General features: G+C 59.4%; 14 protein-coding genes. 6 read left to right on the forward strand and 8 right to left on the reverse strand.

Features of this window, described 5'->3' with window-relative positions; genetic code table 11:
• Positions 1-57: 57 nt before the first annotated feature.
• The 4 genes from RD1_RS12395 to RD1_RS12410 all read right to left on the reverse strand — a co-directional run bounded on the left by RD1_RS12395 (position 58) and on the right by RD1_RS12410 (position 3,563).
• Positions 58-372: a heavy metal-binding domain-containing protein gene (locus RD1_RS12395; RefSeq protein ID WP_011568853.1), complete on the reverse strand. Its 315-nt coding sequence runs from the start codon at positions 370-372 to the stop codon at positions 58-60.
• Positions 373-461: 89 nt separating this feature from the next.
• The gene (sufB, locus tag RD1_RS12400; protein WP_011568854.1) at positions 462-2,000 is read right to left on the reverse strand and encodes a Fe-S cluster assembly protein SufB; all 1,539 of its coding nucleotides are present in this window, start codon (positions 1,998-2,000) and stop codon (positions 462-464) included.
• 15 nt (positions 2,001-2,015) lie between these two features.
• On the reverse strand, positions 2,016-3,059 hold the full coding sequence (locus tag RD1_RS12405) for a cysteine desulfurase family protein (protein WP_011568855.1): 1,044 nt from the start codon (positions 3,057-3,059) through the stop codon (positions 2,016-2,018).
• A gap of 30 nt (positions 3,060-3,089) precedes the next feature.
• Entirely contained in the window at positions 3,090-3,563 is a 474-nt protein-coding gene (locus tag RD1_RS12410; protein WP_011568856.1) for an Rrf2 family transcriptional regulator, read from the reverse strand.
• 178 nt (positions 3,564-3,741) lie between these two features.
• Here RD1_RS12410 and RD1_RS12415 point away from each other — a divergent pair, with 178 nt between their 5' ends.
• The 6 genes from RD1_RS12415 to typA all read left to right on the forward strand — a co-directional run bounded on the left by RD1_RS12415 (position 3,742) and on the right by typA (position 9,142).
• A complete protein-coding gene (locus RD1_RS12415; protein WP_011568857.1) occupies positions 3,742-4,395 on the forward strand; it encodes an alpha/beta hydrolase in 654 nt (217 codons plus the stop codon).
• A gap of 3 nt (positions 4,396-4,398) precedes the next feature.
• Positions 4,399-4,641, forward strand: a complete 243-nt coding sequence (locus tag RD1_RS12420; RefSeq protein WP_011568858.1) for a hypothetical protein — start codon at positions 4,399-4,401, stop codon at positions 4,639-4,641.
• A complete protein-coding gene (locus tag RD1_RS12425) occupies positions 4,634-5,221 on the forward strand; it encodes an HD domain-containing protein (protein ID WP_011568859.1) in 588 nt (195 codons plus the stop codon). Before RD1_RS12420 ends, RD1_RS12425 begins: the two co-directional genes overlap by 8 nt.
• A 104-nt stretch (positions 5,222-5,325) precedes the next feature.
• Complete coding sequence (locus RD1_RS12430) at positions 5,326-6,540, forward strand: NADP-dependent isocitrate dehydrogenase (protein ID WP_011568860.1); 1,215 nt, start codon at positions 5,326-5,328, stop codon at positions 6,538-6,540.
• Between the two features lie 337 nt (positions 6,541-6,877).
• A complete protein-coding gene (locus RD1_RS12435; RefSeq protein ID WP_011568862.1) occupies positions 6,878-7,213 on the forward strand; it encodes a DMT family transporter in 336 nt (111 codons plus the stop codon).
• A 111-nt stretch (positions 7,214-7,324) separates the two neighbouring features.
• A complete protein-coding gene (typA, locus tag RD1_RS12440) occupies positions 7,325-9,142 on the forward strand; it encodes a translational GTPase TypA (RefSeq protein ID WP_011568863.1) in 1,818 nt (605 codons plus the stop codon).
• A 42-nt stretch (positions 9,143-9,184) separates the two neighbouring features.
• Here the strand turns inward: typA and RD1_RS12445 are convergent, their stop codons facing one another.
• From RD1_RS12445 to RD1_RS12460, 4 genes are all read right to left on the reverse strand, one after another.
• Complete coding sequence (locus RD1_RS12445; protein WP_011568864.1) at positions 9,185-9,472, reverse strand: DUF1330 domain-containing protein; 288 nt, start codon at positions 9,470-9,472, stop codon at positions 9,185-9,187.
• Between the two features lie 4 nt (positions 9,473-9,476).
• Entirely contained in the window at positions 9,477-12,134 is a 2,658-nt protein-coding gene (gene alaS / locus RD1_RS12450; protein ID WP_011568865.1) for an alanine--tRNA ligase, read from the reverse strand.
• A gap of 146 nt (positions 12,135-12,280) precedes the next feature.
• Positions 12,281-13,360, reverse strand: coding sequence for a recombinase RecA (gene recA, locus RD1_RS12455; RefSeq protein ID WP_011568866.1), 1,080 nt, complete (start codon positions 13,358-13,360; stop codon positions 12,281-12,283).
• Positions 13,361-13,599: 239 nt separating this feature from the next.
• Entirely contained in the window at positions 13,600-15,897 is a 2,298-nt protein-coding gene (locus RD1_RS12460) for an ATP-binding protein (RefSeq protein ID WP_105880258.1), read from the reverse strand.
• Positions 15,898-15,945: the final 48 nt, after the last annotated feature.

Below are 15,945 nucleotides of genomic sequence, written 5' to 3' on the forward strand. Positions count from 1 at the left end.
ATCTAATCGCACAGAGGCGTTTTACTTCAGTGCCTTGCGGCGTGTTCTTTAAGTTGATTACGTTATGGTCACAGCCGTGCCCGAAACGGATACCATCAGCATGCTGTCCCCGGTCACCTCATAGTCGAGATCAATGCCCACGACGGCGTTGGCCCCGAGGGCTGCGGCGCGTTCCTCGATTTCGGCCATCGCCTCGGTGCGCGCGTCCTGCAGCTTGTCCTCGTAGGCACCGGAGCGTCCACCGATCACATCCGTCACGGAGGCAAAGAAATCCCGCACGATATTCGCGCCCATGATCGCTTCGCCCACAACGATGCCCTTATAGGCGGTGATCGTGTGACCTTCGATGGTGTTTGTGGTCGTCAAAATCATCTGGTGTCCCGTGGTGCTCGGTTGGCAGATTGAGGCCTATCGGTTTCACGTCGGTACGACGTCGGTGTTGCGTCGGTGCGGCGCGCCGATCAGCCCACTGACCCTTCAAGCGAAATCGCCACCAATTGCTGCGCCTCCATGGCAAACTCCATCGGCAGCGCTTGCAGCACGTCCTTGCAGAACCCGTTCACCACCAGCGCCACGGCCTCTTCTTCGTCCATCCCGCGCGAGCGGCAGTAGAACAGCTGATCGTCGTCCACCTTGGAGGTCGTCGCTTCGTGCTCCACTCGGCTCGAGTTGTTCTTGACCTCGATGTAGGGCACTGTGTGTGCGCCGCATTTGTCGCCGATCAGCAGGCTGTCGCACTGGGTATAGTTGCGCGAATCCTTCGCTTTGGGGTGCATCGACACCAGCCCGCGATAGGTATTCTGCGCCTTGCCTGCGGAAATACCCTTGGACACGATGCGCGACTTGGTGCGTTTGCCCAGATGGATCATCTTGGTGCCGGTATCGGCTTGCTGCATGTTGTTGGCGATGGCAATCGAATAGAATTCGCCCTGGCTGTCGTCGCCGCGCAGAATGCACGACGGATATTTCCAGGTGACGGCCGAACCCGTCTCCACCTGCGTCCACATCACCTTGGCGCGATCCCCCCGGCAATCGGCACGTTTTGTCACGAAGTTATAGATGCCGCCCTTGCCCTCTTCGTCGCCCGGGTACCAGTTCTGGACGGTGGAGTATTTCACCTCCGCATCTTCCTCGACAATGATCTCCACCACAGCGGCGTGAAGCTGCGCGATGTCGCGCTGCGGCGCGGTGCAGCCCTCGAGGTAGGAGACATAGGACCCCTTGTCCGCGATGATCAGCGTGCGTTCGAATTGACCGGTGTTTTCCGCATTGATGCGGAAATAGGTCGACAGTTCCATCGGGCAGCGCACGCCGGGCGGCACATACACAAAAGAGCCGTCGGAAAACACCGCCGAATTGAGCGTCGCGTAGTAGTTGTCAGACACCGGCACGACCGAGCCGAGGTATTTCTTGACCAGCTCGGGGTGATCCTTGATCGCCTCGGAAATCGAACAGAAGATTACGCCCGCCTTCATCAGCTCATCCCGGAATGTCGTGCCGAGCGAGACGGAATCAAACACAGCATCCACCGCCACCTTGCGCGGCTCATCGGTCAGTTCCTCAGCGCCCTCGACACCGGCGAGGATCATCTGTTCCTTCAGCGGAATGCCCAGCTTTTGATATGTTTCCAGCAGCTTGGGATCGACGTCATCCAGCGACTTCGGCTTGACTTCCATGGATTTGGGCCGCGCATAGTAGTATTGATCCTGAAAATCGATTTCCGGATAATCCACCATGGCCCATTTGGGCTCGGACTTTTGCAACCAGCGCTCGTAAGCGGCCAGACGCCATTCCAGCATCCATTCGGGTTCTTCGTTCTTTTCGGAAATCAGGCGCACGATCTCCGGGCTGAGGCCCTTTGGCGCGTATTCCATTTCAATGTCGGTGGACCAGCCGTGCTTATATTTGCCGCCCACTTCGCGCACGGCGTCAACTGTGTCCTGGTCAACGCCTTCTTTGACCTGAATATCCTCGGTGATCGGCTGGTCTAATGCTGTCATCGTATCCTCCAGTGCTCACGCCGCGCGGGCGCGAAATTTCTTTTCTTTTTCAAGCCAGGCCTGTGCAAACTGCAGGACCTCGGTTTTCGTCGTCTCCAGACCCAAGGACACGCGAATGGCGCAGCTTGCGGTCGCTTCATCCAGCCCCATCGCCCGTAACACGCTGCTCGCCTTGACCTTGCCGCTGGAGCAGGCAGACCCTGCGCTAACGGCGAACCCGGCAAGATCCATCTGGATCACCTGGGCCTCGCCTTTCCAGCCCGGCGTGGCAAAACATAACGTGTTCGGCAAACGATTTGCCTCTTTCCCGATAAAAATAGTTGTCTTTGTCTCGGCTGCAAGGGTGTTTTCTAGAATCTTTCTAAGTTCTTTGATTTCTTCCCAGCGTCCGGCGTCCAGATCACGCCGCGCTGCCTGCGCAGCAGCGGCGAAACCCGCGATTCCAATCAGGTTTTCCGTGCCTGAGCGGCGGCCCATCTCCTGCCCGCCGCCTTTGATCTGCACCGGTATGTCCTGCCCGCGCCGCAGGATCAGCGCACCGATCCCCTTGGGACCACCCAGCTTATGGGCCGAGATCAGCGCCATGCGCGCACCGCTCGCGGTGAAATCGAGCGGTATCTTTCCAAAAGCCTGTGTCATGTCGCTGACGGCGAGGTCCTGTGGCAAATCCTGCAGGATACCGGTTTCCGAATTGGCCCGTTGCAGGGTCGATTGTGCGGGATCATCGACCGTAACACCGCCCTGCGCGTCGGTATCGAGGAGCGGTGGGCACCATGCACGCACCGCGTCATGTTCGATATCACTGGCCCGCAGATTGCGCCCGGCGCAGGCGAGCGCTGCGGCTTCGGTGGCGCCGGACGTGAAAACGATCTCCGCATCCTGCGCCCCCAATGCCTCGGCAATGTCGCGGCGTGCGCGTTCCATCATACCCTTGGCCGCGCGCCCTTCTGCGTGCACAGAGGAAGGATTGCCCGGCAGATCCATCACCTCCAGCATCGCCGCGCGCGCCTCCGGGCGCAGCGGTGCAGTCGCATTGTGATCGAGGTAAATTCGTCTCACATCTCGGCTTTCATAAAGGTGGACGCGCTTTTAGGCGGGTTCTGTCGGCTCATCCACGATGTCGAACAGGTTGGGCACCGCAGGACAGGGTGCGAGTTCATTGGCAATCACATCCGACAGCCGCGTTTGGTGCAGAAATACATAGACATGCGCGCTCAGACTTTCCCACAGGCGGTTGGTCAGAGACTGCGCCTGACTGCCGGAAGCGCCCCCGGAGGCCCCTGCCCCCTTGTGCATCGCATCCACGGTTTCATCCACCGCGCTCAGGATTTCCACAACCCGGATGTCGGACGGCGAGCGCGTCAAGCGATACCCGCCCCCCGGTCCACGCACGGATGCGACAAGTTCGGCACGGCGCAGCTTGACAAACAGCTGTTCCAGATAGGCCAGCGAGATCGCCTGCCGCGTCGCGATATCCCCCAGCGAGACCAGTTTGTCCTGCGGCTGCATCGCGATATCCGCCAGCGCCACCATCGCATATCGCCCTTTTGTTGAGAGTTTCATCGCAGTTCCTTGATACCCGCGCGCCCGTCAATTGATTGACGTCGGGCGCGTTAAACCTTAAGGCCATAGTCCGCAGCAGATGTTGTTTTCTGCGATCTAATTAGAACCGTTCTAAGGTCCCTGCACGAAGTCGTCAAGATTTCTGGCAGGGCTGGCGACACAATACACAGGGACACTCATGCCTGAGGTCATTTTCCCCGGCCCCGAGGGTCGGCTTGAAGGTCGTTACCACCCCCAAAAAGAGCGCGACGCGCCGATTGCGATTATCCTGCACCCGCACCCCCAGTTCGGCGGCACCATGAACCATATCATCGTGCACCGGATGCATTATGCGTTCTACAACATGGGCTTCACCGTCCTGCGGTTCAATTTCCGCGGTGTCGGCCGCAGCCAGGGCGAGTATGATCAGGGGATCGGTGAGCTGTCCGACGCCGCCTCGGCGCTGGATTATCTGCAATCCATGAACAACAATTCGAAACACTGCTGGGTTGCCGGGTTTTCCTTTGGCGCCTGGATCGGGATGCAGTTGCTCATGCGGCGCCCCGAGATTACAGGGTTCATTTCCGTGGCCCCCCCTGCAAACATGTATGACTTTTCGTTTCTTGCGCCCTGCCCGTCCTCGGGCCTTGTGATCAATGGCACGGCAGATCGTGTGGCCCCGCCCAGCGATACCGAAGCGCTGGTGAGCAAGCTGCACGAACAAAAGGGCATCACGATCACCCATGAGCAGGTCGAGGGTGCCGGGCATTTCTTCGAAGAGCCCCACCTTGATACGCTGATCGAGACAACAACGGATTATGTCAAACGTCGGCTGACCGAAACGTCACGCTGAACCATGGGTATTGTCGAAGATGTCGCCGATGAACTGGCGCTGGAAAGCCTCAAGATCATAAACGCCACGGGCGATGATGCTTTCGTGCAGCGGGTTGCGGATACCATCGGCGGCTCTTCGCAGACCATGGAAGAAGCCTATTTGACAGCCCTGCGCGTGCGACGGGCCGAACAGCGCGCCCGCGCGGTTCTGGACCAGATCAGGAAAGACCTGCCACCCGGTACGCAGGCCGCCCCGGATGAGTGATCGGCTGGCAGCCCAGATCGCCTTTCTCAGCGAAGCGGACCAGCTGAAATCGGTCATGCGCGCCTCGCGGCTGCACGACAATTCCCGCTATGAAAACTCCGCCGAACACTCGTGGCACGTGATGCTGTATGCTTTCGTGCTGGCGGAACAGGCGGGTCCGGACGTGCGCATCGACCGGGTGCTCAAGATGCTGCTGCTGCATGACATCGTGGAGATCGACGCAGGCGACAATCCGATCCACGGCACTGTGGATGCTGCCGCACAAGAGGCAAAGGAACAGATCGCGGCGGACCGCCTGTTCGGCCTGTTGCCACAGGATCAGGCGAAAGCGTTTCGCGACATCTGGGACGAATTCGAAGCCGCAGAGACACCGGATGCGGTTTTTGCCAAATCCATCGACCGGGTACAGCCGCCGATTTCCAACATGGCAAATGGCGGCGGGTCGTGGCTTGAATATGGCGTCACCATCGATCAGCTGTCGCAGCGTGTGGGCACGCCTGTGCAAAGGGGCGCGCCGCGCCTTTGGCAGTGGCTTTTCCCGAAACTGGAAGCGTTTTTCAGCAAGATGCCGTCAAAATAACCGCGCGCCGCAGATTGGTATACATTTGTATACTTAATCCTTTGCAGCCCCCATGAATTGCGCTAAGGCCACCGTGACACCCAGCCAGAACGCAGGAGATTCCGGTGACGAAGATCAAAGTGCAAAACCCCGTTGTGGAACTCGATGGGGATGAAATGACCCGCATTATCTGGGATTTCATCAAGCAGAAATTGATCCTGCCCTATCTGGATATTGATCTGAAATACTATGATCTGGGTATGGAATCCCGCGATGCCACGGACGATCAGATCACCGTGGATGCAGCCCATGCGATCAAGGAACACGGTGTCGGTGTCAAATGCGCGACGATCACGCCGGATGAAGCCCGCGTCGAAGAGTTCGGCCTGAAACAGATGTGGCGCTCGCCCAATGGCACGATCCGCAACATTCTGGGCGGGGTGATCTTTCGCCAGCCGATCATTTGCCGGAACGTGCCGCGCCTCGTGCCCGGGTGGACAAAACCCATCGTTGTGGGGCGTCACGCCTATGGCGATCAATACCGCGCGACAGATTTCAAATTTCCCGGCAAGGGCAAGCTGACCCTCAAATTTGTCGGTGAAGACGGCACGGAGATTGAGCGCGAGGTCTTTGACGCGCCCGACAGCGGTGTTGTGATGGCGATGTACAACCTCGACAAATCCATCATCGATTTTGCGCGCGCATCCTTCAATTATGGCCTCACTCTGGGCTGGCCCGTCTATCTGTCCACGAAAAACACCATTCTGAAACAATATGACGGGCGGTTCCTCGAACTCTTCGCGCAGGTTTTCGAGGCGGAATTCAAGGAGAAATTCGACGCCGCCGGTATCTGGTACGAACACCGCCTGATTGATGACATGGTCGCCTCTGCCATGAAGTGGTCGGGTGGATATGTCTGGGCCTGCAAGAATTATGATGGCGATGTGCAGTCGGACACGGTTGCGCAGGGCTTTGGATCACTGGGGCTGATGGCATCGGTGTTGATGACACCGGACGGACAGGTCGTCGAATCCGAAGCCGCGCATGGCACCGTCACCCGCCATTATCGCCAGCACCAGAAAGGCGAAGCGACCTCGACCAATTCCATTGCCTCGATCTATGCCTGGACAGGCGGGCTGAAGCACCGTGCCAAGCTTGACGACAATGACGCCTTGCTCAATTTTGCCGAAACGCTGGAAAAAGTGGTCGTGGATACGGTGGAAAGCGGGTTTATGACCAAAGACCTTGCGCTGCTCGTGGGGCCGGATCAGGGCTGGCTGACAACGCAGGGGTTCCTGGAAAAGATCAGCGAGAACCTCAACACGGCGCTTGCAGGCTGACCGGACAGGCGAACCGCCGGGCTTGGTTTGCGGTTTTGTCAGCCTCATGCGCGTCTGTTGCTGCGGCTGCGCAGCGAAGCCGAAGCGCACCGACATCCAATTCCGCGACCTGGGTGCATGATTTTTGCGCCGCCCGCGCCACATGGCGCAGGTTTCAGGCACCCATCGCATGCGCGGCGATCTTGATTGCTTGATCCATGCGCGCGTCGCGGATATGGCGGAACGTATCATTCCCCGATCCGGCGTGTGGCCTTGTCTGATATGTCTGCCAGCCTCGTGATGGCGCAGACCAAAGACACGCACTGTCTGCCGGTCTTACGCCAGAAGGGCCGCTGCCATGCCACTGCACTATCTCTATCTGATCCTCGCCGTCCTGTTTGAAACGATCGGCACCACCGCCCTTCAGGCCAGCCAGCAGTTCACCCGCACAGGCCCCACCATCGTCGTTGTGATCGCCTATGGGCTGGCTTTCTTCCTGCTGGGCCTGACGCTCAAATACATGCCCGTCGGTGTGGTCTATGCGATCTGGTCGGGTCTGGGCATCGTCTTTATCGCCTGCATCGGTTTCGTGGTGTTTGGTCAACGGCTCGACCTGCCCGCGATCATCGGGTTGGGTCTGATTCTGTCCGGTATTCTGGTCATTCACCTGCTGTCAAATACCACGCAGCATTAACTCTGCACCCGCCTTGGGCGATTATCGCTGGCTTTCTGGCAGGCTGCGCGGTATGCGGCCCCCAAAGCGGCGCCGGGAGGCGCGCATATTCAGTCAAATCGAGGCGCTCTCATGGACCTGCGAAACATCGCAATTATTGCTCACGTTGATCACGGTAAAACCACGCTTGTGGATGAATTGCTCAAACAATCGGGCACCTACCGGGAAAATCAGGCCACCACGGAACGGGCGATGGACAGCAATGATCTGGAGCGCGAACGCGGTATCACCATTCTGGCCAAAGCCACATCCGTCGAATGGAAGGGCACGCGTATCAACATCGTGGATACCCCCGGCCACGCGGATTTCGGTGGTGAGGTTGAGCGCATCCTGTCCATGGTGGACGGTGTGGTGCTGCTGGTGGACGCGGCCGAAGGGCCGATGCCGCAGACGAAATTCGTCACCTCAAAGGCGCTTGCCCTCGGCCTGCGCCCGATTGTTGTGCTGAACAAGGTCGACAAGCCAGACGCCGAACCCGACCGCGCGCTGGATGAGTGTTTCGATCTTTTTGCCAACCTTGGCGCGGATGATGACCAACTGGATTTCCCGGCCATGTATGCCTCGGGGCGCTCTGGCTGGGCGGATGTCGAGCTGGATGGTCCGCGCAAGGACCTTTCGGCGCTGTTTGATCTGATCGTCGAACACGTCCCCGCCCCGGCGCAACTGGCGCAGCGCGACGCGCCGTTCCAGATGCTGGCCACAACACTGGGTGCGGACCCGTTTATCGGGCGCATTCTGACGGGCCGGGTTGAGGCCGGGACCGTCAAAGCGGGCGAAACCGTCAAGGCGCTGAGCCGGGATGGCACGCAGATCGAATCCTTTCGTGTGACCAAAGTGCTGGCGTTTCGCGGGCTGAACCAGCAACCGATTGATCTGGCTGAAGCGGGTGATATCGTGAGCCTTGCGGGCATGTCCAAGGCAACCGTCGCCGACAGTATCGTCGCCCCGCAAGTTACCGAGGCCCTGCCATCGCAGCCCATCGACCCGCCGACCATCACCGTCACCTTCGGCATCAATGACAGCCCGCTTGCTGGCCGCGATGGCAAGAAGGTCCAGTCGCGCGTCATCCGGGAGCGGCTGATGAAAGAGGCGGAAAGCAACGTGGCGATCAAGATTTCCGACACACCCGGCGGCGAGGCCTTCGAAGTTGCAGGGCGCGGCGAACTCCAGATGGGTGTTCTGATTGAAAACATGCGCCGCGAGGGGTTTGAACTCTCCATCTCGCGCCCGCAGGTGCTGTTTCGCGACATCGACGGGGTGCGCCATGAACCCATCGAAGAAGCCACGATCGATGTGGATGATGAATATTCCGGGGCCGTGATCGAAAAAATAACAGGCACGCGCCGGGGGGAGCTTGTCGAGATGAAACCAGCCGGTGCGGGCAAGACGCGCATCGTGGCACATGTGCCCTCGCGCGGGTTGATCGGCTATCACGGCGAATTCCTGACCGATACGCGCGGCACGGGCGTGCTGAACCGCGTCTTTCATGGCTGGGCACCTCACAAGGGGCCTATTCCGGGCCGGCGGGCGGGTGTCCTGATTTCGATGGAAAACGGCACCTCGGTGGCCTATGCGCTGTGGAACCTTGAAGAGCGCGGTAAAATGATGATCGGGGCGCAGGCTGATGTCTACACCGGTATGATCATCGGTGAGCACAGCCGTGAGAATGACCTCGAAGTGAACCCGCTGAAAGGCAAGAAACTGACCAACGTGCGCGCCTCCGGTACGGATGAGGCCGTGCGGCTGACCACACCGATCACCCTCAGCCTGGAAGAAGCCATCGCCTATATCGACGATGATGAACTGGTCGAGGTGACACCAAACGCCATCCGGTTGCGCAAACGCTACCTTGATCCGCATGAGCGCAAACGCATGGCGCGCGCAGGCTGAATGACTTTTCTGCGCCCGGTGCCGTGCCGGGCGCAAAGGGCGCTATTCGGTTGTCTCGATGATCATCAGATCCCGCTCGGACGCATCGCGCGCATGGTTTAAGGCCCGCTGGTAAATTTCTGAATTATAACATTTTTCAGCGGATTCAACATCGGGAAACCGTGCCACGACATTGCGCGGGCGGGCTTGACCTTCCAGTTGGACGAAGCGACCACCGCGGGCGATGAAATGGCCGCCATGCGCGGCAATCGCCTCTGTGGCGAGGGCTGCGTATTTTCCATAGGCTTCCTCATCCGTGACCTTGACATGTGCAATCCAAAGCGCGCCCATCACCCTATCCTTTCAAGACTGTTTCTGCGGCTGCAATCGCGGCATCGGCATTGGCGGCATCTTTTGCACCGCCCTGCGCCATGTCGGGACGTCCACCGCCGCCCTTGCCGCCGAGGGCCGCGACGCTCGCCTTGACGATATCCACAGCGGACAGTTTGGCGGTGAGGTCCTTGGTCACACCCGCCGCGACAGCCGCCTTGCCATCCGCATCCGCGATCAGCAAAACGACGCCCGATCCCATTTGTTCTTTCATCTGATCGACGAGGCCGGGCAAGTCCTTGCCGGTCACGCCCGACAGCACCTGCGCCATGAAAGGCGTGCCGGCCACGTCCTTGACGTCCGGGGCGGCACTGCCACCACCGCCGCTCATGGCAAGTTCCCGGCGCAGTTGCGCCACTTCGTTTGACAGCGCACGGCGTTCCTCGAGAAGGCTGCGCACACGCTCGGGCACATCGGCAAGCTGCGCCTTGAGGTCTGCCGCGACGGCGGCCAGACGCTGATCCTGCGCGCGCAGATGCTGCAACGCGGCGGCCCCGGTCAGCGCTTCGATCCGGCGCACACCGGCGCTGCTGGCGCTGTCCCCAAGCGTCACAAAGGCGCCGATGTCGCCGGTCTGGCGCACATGCGTTCCGCCGCAAAGCTCCAGCGAATAGGTATCACCGCTCAACCCCTTGCCGGAACCTTCCTTGCGCCCCATAGAGACCACGCGGACCTCATCGCCATATTTCTCGCCAAAGAGCGCCTGCGCGCCCAGTTCACGCGCGGCATCCGGCGTCATGATGCGGGTTTCCACCGGCGCGTTCTGCCGGATGTAGGCGTTCACATCCGCTTCGACCCGGGCCAGTTCCTCGTGGCTCAGGGCCTGCGTGTGGCTGAAATCGAAGCGCAACCGATCTTCGGCGTTCAATGACCCGCGTTGCGCCACGTGATCGCCCAAAGCCTCGCGCAGCGCCTCATGCAACAGATGCGTCGCCGAATGATTGGCGCGGATCGCCGTGCGGCGGGCGGGATCAACCGTGAGCTGCGCCGCCTCCCCGACCGACAAGGCGCCCTCAGTGACCTTGGCCATATGCACGAAAACATCCGCCGTCTTGCGGCAATCCGTGACGTTTGCAACCCCATTGGCTGTCTTGATCACGCCGGTATCCCCGACCTGCCCACCGCTTTCGGCGTAAAAAGGCGTCTGGTTCAGGGCAATCTGAACGGTCTCTCCGGCTTTGGCCGTCTGCGTCGCCGTGCCGCCCTGCACGAGCGCGACGATCTGCCCTTCGGCAACCTCGGTGTCATAGCCCAGAAAATCGGTCGTGCCTTGTGCATCTGCCACGTCAAACCAGATCGCAGCATCCGCCGCCTCGCCCGTGCCTGACCATGCGGCGCGCGCCTTTGCCTTTTGTGCAGCCATCGCCGCGTCAAATCCATCCGTATCCACACCGCGCCCCTTCTCGCGCAGCGCGTCCTGTGTCAGATCCAGCGGAAAGCCGTATGTATCGTACAGCTTGAACGCGGCAGCACCGGGCAGATCATCGCCCTCGCCAAGCGCGCTCAATTCATCGTCCAACAGTTTCAAACCACGCTCAAGCGTCTGTTTGAAGCGGGTTTCTTCCTGCAACAGTGTCTGTATGATCATGCTCTGGGCTTGGCCCAATTCGGGATAGGCCGCGCCCATTTGCTGCACGAGCGCGGGTACAAGCTGGTGCATCAACGGATCTTTCGCACCCAGCAGATGCGCATGCCGCATGGCGCGCCGCATGATCCGGCGCAACACGTAGCCGCGCCCGTCGTTGGAGGGCATCACCCCATCGGCCATCAGAAAAGAGGTCGAGCGCAGATGGTCCGCAATCACGCGATGATGCGTTTTGCACGGCCCATCCGGGTCGGTATTGCTGGCATCGGCAGAGGCTTCGATGAGGCTGCGCATGAGGTCGGTTGCATAATTGTCGTTGGTGCCCTGCAAAAGGGCCGCGACCCGCTCGATGCCCATGCCTGTGTCGATGGACTGCGCGGCCAGATCACGGCGCGTTCCGTCCTCGAACTGCTCATACTGCATGAAAACGAGGTTCCAGATTTCAACAAACCGGTCGCCGTCCTCTTCGGGCGAGCCGGGAGGCCCGCCCCAGATGTGATCCCCATGGTCATAGAAAATCTCGGTGCAGGGGCCACAGGGTCCCGTCGGCCCCATCATCCAGAAATTGTCATTCGTGGCGATCGGAATGATACGATCCTCGGGCACGCCGACTTTCTTCCAGATGGCCGCCGCTTCCTCATCCGTGTGGTAGATCGTGACGTAGAGGCGCGATTTGTCGATGCCAAGCTCGCGCGTCACGAGATCCCAGGCGAAGGGAATGGCGTCTTCCTTGAAGTAATCGCCAAAGCTGAAATTCCCCAGCATTTCAAAGAACGTGTGGTGGCGCGCGGTATAGCCGACGTTGTCCAGGTCATTGTGCTTTCCGCCTGCCCGGACACATTTCTGCGCCGTGGTTGCGCGTTTATAGGCGCGTGTTTCGACCCCGGTGAACAGGTTCTTGAACTGCACCATGCCAGAGTTTGCAAACATCAGCGTCGGGTCGTTGCGCGGCACAAGCGGGCTGGAGGCCACGACCGAATGTCCCTGTTTTTCAAAGTAGGACAGAAAGGTGGATCGGATATCGTTCAGCGTTTGCATGATGCGGGCCTTCGGGCGAGATATTTCAGGTTAAATCCAAATACCCCCGTCCGTCGTGGCTGTCCACAAGCAGCTTGCGCATAAATGGAAAAGGGCGCAGCCGGTTGGTGCGCCCTTGAAATGCGGGTGTCTTGCTTGGTGGTGCTTTAGGCCTCAAGAATATCGTCGTCCGCTTTCTTCTCATGCGCCGGCATGTCGAAATCCAGCCCATGTGCGGCGCGAATCTTATCCTCGATCTCAAGCGCCATCTGGACGTTTTCGCGCAGGAATCCCTTGGCGTTCTCACGCCCCTGCCCGATCCGTTCATCCCCATAGCTGAACCATGACCCGGATTTATCCACCACACCGGCAGCCACGCCAAGGTCCAGAAGCTCCCCCATTTTGGAGATACCTTCGCCGTACATGATATCAAATTCGACTTGCTTGAAAGGTGCTGCAACCTTGTTCTTGACGACCTTGACGCGGGTGTGGTTCCCGACGACCTCATCGCGGTCCTTCAGTGCGCCGATACGCCGGATATCAAGGCGAACGGATGAATAGAACTTGAGCGCATTACCGCCCGTCGTTGTCTCGGGCGATCCGAACATGACGCCGATCTTCATCCGGATCTGGTTGATGAAGATCACCATACAGTTGCTGCGGCTGATGGAGCCTGTCAGCTTGCGCATCGCCTGGCTCATCAGGCGGGCCTGAACGCCGACGGAACTGTCGCCCATATCGCCTTCCAGCTCGGACTTTGGCGTCAGCGCGGCCACAGAATCCACGATCACCATGTTCACTGCACCCGAGCGCACGAGCGTATCGGTAATTTCAAGCGCTTGCTCGCCGGTATCGGGCTGACTGATCAGCAATTCGTCCAGATCAACACCCAGCTTTTTTGCATATGTCGGATCAAGCGCGTGTTCCGCATCAACAAATGCGCAGACACCGCCCGCTTTTTGCTGCTCGGCAACGCAATGCAGGGTCAGCGTGGTCTTGCCCGAACTTTCAGGGCCGTAGATTTCGACGATTCTGCCCATCGGCAGACCACCTATGCCCAAGGCGATATCAAGCCCCAGGGAGCCGGTTGAGCTTGCCTGAATGTCCTGAACGGCACCTTCGGCCCCCAGTTTCATGATCGAGCCCTTGCCGAACTGGCGTTCGATCTGGGCCAATGCGGAGTCGAGCGCTTTCTGTTTATCTGCGGATTTCTTGCTGTTCATGCTGAGTAGATCTGCCGTTGCCATTTCATTTCCTCTTACTGTCACAGTTTACCCGCTGCAGCAATCGTTGCCGACGCGCTCTGTGCGTTTGTTCTCATTACGTTCCTTATGGGACCAAAATGAGAACATTTCAATTTAAATTTTCTGGAAGCACTGTGCGACGGAACTGGTTAAAGAGTGATTGAAAAAAAATGCGGCGATGCATTTTATCTCGCCAGCCACCCGGTCATCGCGTCACGCTGGCGGCGAGGCAAGGTGCGATGTCAATGCAGCTGCTCGTGAACTGTGTCCGTCAAGTCATTGAGAGAAAACGGTTTTGGCAGAAATACCGAGTTTGGGATTTTCATCTGCGCCTCGCCAAAACTGTCCTCAGCATAGCCCGAGACAAAGACGACGCGCACATCCGGTCTGTTCTTCAGCGCCTCGCGCACCCAACTCGGGCCGTCCATTCCGGGCATGACCACATCCGTCACGAAAACATCCACGTTCAGCGTCTCATCCTCAAGGGTCTTGAGCGCCGCTTCGGCAGAATCGGCCTCCAGCACCGTGTAGCCCCGCAGGCGCAACGCACGGCTGGCAAAGGCCCTGACGGGGGCCTCGTCCTCCACCAGAAGGATCACGCCATCGCCATGTTTGCCGGTTGGTTTCTTTGTTTCAACGCGCGGTGCAACCGGCGCAGGTTTTCTGTTTTCAAGTACAGGAAAATAGAGGGTAAAGCGCGTGCCAACGCCAACGGTGCTGTCTACGAAGATATAGGCGCCGGTCTGTTTCACGATTCCATAGGCCGTTGACAGGCCCAGACCCGTTCCCTCGCCGGTGCGTTTCGTCGTGTAAAAGGGCTCGAAGACCTTTTGCAGCTTGTCGGAGGGGATACCGATGCCGTCATCTGACACATGCACAGTGACATATTCGCCCACAGGCACCGTGACACGGTCGCGGTTGAGCGGCGCTTTCAGTCGGATGCATTGCGTTTCGATACGGATTTCGCCCCCGTTGGGCATCGCATCGCGCGCATTCACCACGAGGTTCATCAGAACCTGTTCAAGCTGGCGTTTATCGGCGCGGATGGGCAGTAAAACCGGATCATGGGTCAGGGTCAGCGTGACCTTCTCGCCCACCAGCCGGTTCAGCAGATGCGTCAGATCCGCGAGCGTGTCGCGCATGTCCAGCGTTTCGGGGCGCAGGGTCTGTTTGCGCGAAAAGGCCAAAAGCTGGCCGACCAGCGCCGCGGCCCGGTTTGCGTTCTGATTGATCTGAACCAGATCGCTGAAATCGGGGTCGCCCTGGTCATGGCGCAGCAACAAGAGGTCGCAATGACCCGAAATCGCTGTGAGCAGGTTGTTGAAATCATGCGCAACACCGCCGGCCAACTGCCCGATCGCCTGCATCTTCTGGCTCTGTACGAATTGTGCCTCCAGCGATTTCAACTCGGTGGCGTCGCTGAGCACCGCAATCAGCGTCGGATCGCCGCTTTCTGAAATCCTGTTGAGGGTCACCTGAACAAACACCTCCTTGTCGGTGCGTTTCAGGCGCAGAAACTCCGTCGGCTGCGATGCACGCCCGGCAAGCGTATCGGTCAGCCAGTCCGTGATGGACCGGCCAAGCCCCTCCATGAGGTCGGACAAATGCACATCGCGTTCGAGCGCGATGCCGATCAGGTTGGACGCCATGAGGTTGAAGGCCTGAACCTGACCATCCGCCCCCACCTTGAGCAGCGGAACCGGCAGGTTTTCAAAGACGTTCCATTCATCATCCCGCACAGAGGCTGGACCGGGCGGCAACAGATAAAGCGCCTTGCGCCCTGCCCCGGCGGATACTTCGCTCACAAGCACCCGCGCCGGGCCCTCCACCCCTTCGATGTCGCAGACGGTGCCCGATTGCACAGGCATCGTCTTGAACAGACGTTCGAGCGATGTGACCCGTCCGCCCACCAGATCCCGCGCAGGATCATTCATGTAGAGGATCGCATTTGTGCGGCCCACAAGGATCATCGGCAAAGCAGGCCCGTCGTTTTGAGCAGCCGCAACCGCGACATCTTCAAAGCGCCAGGCATAGGCATTCGCGCCCGCTTTATTGACGCCAACGCGGATGTGGCCCTTGCGCGTGACAAGCTCCTCCTGCGCGAACCCTTCGGTATCGGCCCGCGTCTGAAGGCGAGAGAGGATGGCGGCCGGATCGGCAACCGTCCTGTCGAGTGCGCCGATCAGCGTATCACCGGCCTGCCCCTGAAAACGGCTGCGGGCCGCCTGGTTGCGCGACAGGATTTCACCATCCGCGCGCGTCAGAAACCCGGGAACGGCATCCTTGTCGATAAAGCTGGACAGCGTGGCAAGGGTCGCCTTCTGGCGTCTGCCATGTGCGCCAACCAAACCATACAACACGCCGCACAGCACGATCAGAGCGGTGGCCGCGGCAAGCAGCGATTTCTGCAAAACCTCATGCGGGGCGGCCAGCCCGACGATGGCAAGCACGGCGGCGCCAACCAATATGCCGGCAAATCTGTTCTGGGCGCCAAGCGCGAATTCAGTCAGTTTTGATGGCAGTATGGCACTCGTGGACAATCGCTCGCTCCTGGTATCGAATCGCACCGTCATCAAAGCGCCCTAGGA

It is taken from the genome of Roseobacter denitrificans OCh 114, from assembly GCF_000014045.1.
In the GTDB taxonomy this organism is placed as follows: Bacteria; Pseudomonadota; Alphaproteobacteria; order Rhodobacterales; family Rhodobacteraceae; genus Roseobacter; species Roseobacter denitrificans.